Origin of the sequence: Thermus sp. NMX2.A1 (genome assembly GCF_000511705.1) — a bacterium.
Classification (GTDB): domain Bacteria; phylum Deinococcota; class Deinococci; order Deinococcales; family Thermaceae; genus Thermus; species Thermus scotoductus.
This window is the reverse complement of sequence record NZ_ATNI01000033.1, coordinates 1-1091: the sequence shown is the minus strand read 5'-3', so window position 1 is coordinate 1091 and position 1091 is coordinate 1. Positions and strand designations below refer to the sequence as shown.

1 protein-coding gene is annotated in these 1091 nt (G+C 68.0%); it reads left to right on the top strand.

Annotated elements, in window-relative coordinates; all coding sequences use genetic code 11:
- Window positions 1–350 precede the first annotated feature (350 nt).
- Window positions 351–1040 carry an IS5-like element ISTth7 family transposase gene (locus tag TNMX_RS02380; protein WP_008630619.1) on the top strand — a complete coding sequence of 230 codons (690 nt, stop codon included), beginning with the start codon at window positions 351–353 and terminating at the stop codon, window positions 1038–1040.
- Window positions 1041–1091: the final 51 nt, after the last annotated feature.

The window sequence follows — 1091 nt, the reverse complement described above, 5'->3', positions numbered from 1 at the left end:
GCACTTTCGCAGTGGGGCTGGGCTTGCCTTGCAAAGGTCAGGAGGACGGGTGTATATCTCTCTCCTGATGGGCAAGCGAGGCTTCCTTCGCAGGGAGGCAAGCCCCAAGGAGGTCTTGGAACACTGCCTGCGCCTGGCCCGGGAGGTGGCCCCTCCCACCCCCAAAGGCAAGCGGGGCCGCCCCTGGCGCTACAGCCACGCCCTTTACCTGGCCCTCCTTCTCTTCCGCGCCTTCTTCCACCTCACCTACCGCGAGACGGAGGCCTCACTCCAGGACCTGATGGAAGGCCCCTTCCCTTCCCACCAGTCCCTGGCCCGCTACGCCCTCAAGCACCTGGACCCCAAACTCCTTGAGGCCCTCCTGGAGAGGCTTTCCCGGGAACTGGAGGCCCATCTCGCCCCGGAGTCCTCGCCGGAAGGCGAAGCGGCTTCGGACGAGGCGCCGGCACACCTGGCGGCGCTTTCCCCCCCTCTACCTCATGGACACCACGGGGCTGGCCTACCGGAGCAAGGACCGGCTTCTCCGCTTTCGTCGGGGGAAGGAGGTGCGGCGGGTGCGGGGGCACGCGCGGCTTCTGGCCCTGATGCGGTGGGATAGGGAGAGGCGGCTCTTATGGCCCTGGGGTGGAGTGGTGGGGGAGGGCTACGCCCCGGACCCCCGGCTTGGGGGGGAGGTGCTGAGGCGGTTTCCTCCTTCCCGGGGGTGGCTTTTGGCGGACGCGGGGTTTGACGGGAAGGAGGTGTGGGGGGTTTTGGGGGAGGCGGGGGTGCGGCCGGTGATCCGGCTTCGGGGCGGGGGCGAGGCCAGGGAGGAGGCGCGGGTGCGGGCGCGGGAGGGGTGGGACCCCGAGGTGTACCGGTTTCGCGGGGTGGTGGAGGGGGTGTTTGGGGGGATGAAGACGCGGCTGGGTGGGGGGTACCTTTGGGAGCGGAAGCCTTGGACGGCCATGGCGCGGGCGCTTTTGGAGCTCATCGCCTACGGCCTTAGGGTTCTTCTCTCCCTTCTCCCGCCCCCTCCGGGGTACAAGGCAATTTACTAGGCAAGCCCCTTCGCGGTTGACAACATATCGGCTCGGATGATATAGTGAACA